General features: G+C 70.5%; 1 protein-coding gene and 1 pseudogene. One reads left to right on the forward strand and one right to left on the reverse strand.

The annotated features are described in order from the left end of the window. Positions 1-573 (reverse strand): annotated as a pseudogene (locus A9X03_RS13460) (hypothetical protein); the annotation flags it as partial. Between the two features lie 290 nt (positions 574-863). On the opposite strand from A9X03_RS13460, the gene A9X03_RS13465 reads away from it, so the two are divergent. Next, on the forward strand, positions 864-1,837 hold a 974-nt coding region (locus tag A9X03_RS13465; protein ID WP_197696070.1), incomplete at its 3' end, for a hypothetical protein.

The following is a 1,837-nucleotide window of genomic DNA, read 5'->3' on the forward strand; positions in this document are numbered from 1 at the left end:
GCCACTCTGGCGGTCGTCAACAGCGCCGACGGGTCGATCGCCGACGTCCGGCGCCAGCCGCCGCCGGCCGACGACGAGGCCGCGGTGGCCCAGCTGGCCAGCATGGTGTCGCACGCGGAGACGCTGGAGACACGGCCGGACGGCGTGTTCGTCGTCGGCCGGCAGCGGCTGGCGCTGGACGTCGGCGATCGACCCGTCGGCGCTGTTGACGACCGCCAGAGTGGCGGTGTCCGGCTCGATGTACAGCAGGGCAGTTTGCGAGTAGTTGGTCTGGCTGCCCACCGCTTGCGCGAGGGCGGCCGCGGCCAGGAAGGCCGAGACCAACATCACGTTCTCCACCTTGTGGGCGGCCAGTGCGTCCCGCAGTGCGGCGGCCTCGATCGGGTCCGTGAATGTGACGCCGGTCGATGCCAATTGGTAGCCGCCCTCGGCCGCGCCCTGACGGGTGCCCAGGATCGCGGAGACTACCTGGTTGGCCGCGCTGAGCGTTGCCGCGTCGTCTTCGGGCGGAACGTCGAAATTGTCTTCGTCGACGGTGGCGCCTTCGCCATTCTGGCCTTCGACCAGCACCATTCGGACTGCCGTCGGCGCCATCGACACGCCAAGTACCGTGTCCAAAGCTCCTCCATCGTTCGATTGCTAGCGCTGATGATGAGAACGTGGCCGCCGCACCCCGCGAAAACGCCAGAGGTCACTTAGTCCCCACCGTGTTTTCCCCTAGTGTCCCGATTTTACGCGTGTTCGGCACCCGGCGGGCGGGCTAGGGGACAGGGATGCCGTGGCCGCCCAGGTGCCGATGCAGCCAGTCGTCCCACTGATCGCTGTGGGACGGGCCGGGTCCGGGTTGGGGCGATGCCGGCGGAGTGACCGTCGACCAGGACGGCTTTGAACTCGCCGATCAGACAACGGCGGTGGCCGCGGCGGACCGCGTGGTCGACGCGATTCTCGGCACACGGGAAAGCGCGGCCGCGGGTGGCTATCGGGTGAAATCGAGCGGCGTGACGTGGACGGATCAAGCCGAGGCGGCCGCGCTTCGAAATGCGTTGGCGGAGCGCAAGATCGAGGACGTCATGCTGGTTTCCGGCGTGATGGCTGCTGCGGCGCTGGCGCAGGCCGCGGGCAGTGCCACCAACTGCGCGCGCACCGCGCTGCTGTTCGTCGAGCCCAGCACCGCGACGCTGGCCGTCGTCGACACCGCCGACGGTTCGGTCGCCGACGTGCGCCGGCATGCGCTGCCCAGCAGCGACGGGGCTGCGCTGGCGCAGCTGGCCGCGTTGGCCTCGGGCGCCGAATCGATGAGGGCGCGCCCGGACGGGCTGTTCCTGGTGGGCTCGGACGTCGACATCCCGTACATCAAGCCGGCGCTCGAGTCGGCGACCTCGCTGTCGGTGACCACCCCCGAGGAACCCGAGATGGCGCTGGCCCGCGGCGCCTCGCTGGCGGCGGCCAACGCCCACCTGGGGGCGCCGTCGACGATCGCGATGCCCTACGCAGGACAACCCGCGACGGGCGGGCGCGAGCTCGCGTACAGCGCCGAAGCGGGCGACGCGGCCGCCCGGGGAGCCGAGTCCGCGGCGGACCGGGGCGATCGGCGCAGCCGGAAGCCGGTGCTGGCCGTCGTCGCCGCGACCCTGGTATTCGTCGGCGGTGTCCTGGCGCTCTCGCTGGCGCTGGCCTTCGACATCCGGCCCCACGCGCATCAGCGCCCCGACATCACCCAAAACGTCGTCGCCCCGGCAGTCCAGGCGCCACCACCACCCCCGTCGGCGCCATCGACACGCCAAGTACCGTGTCCAAAGCTCCTCCATCGTTCGATTGCTAGCGCTGATCGTGAGAA

It is taken from the genome of Mycobacterium sp. E1715, from assembly GCF_001667625.1.
Lineage (GTDB): Bacteria > Actinomycetota > Actinomycetes > Mycobacteriales > Mycobacteriaceae > Mycobacterium.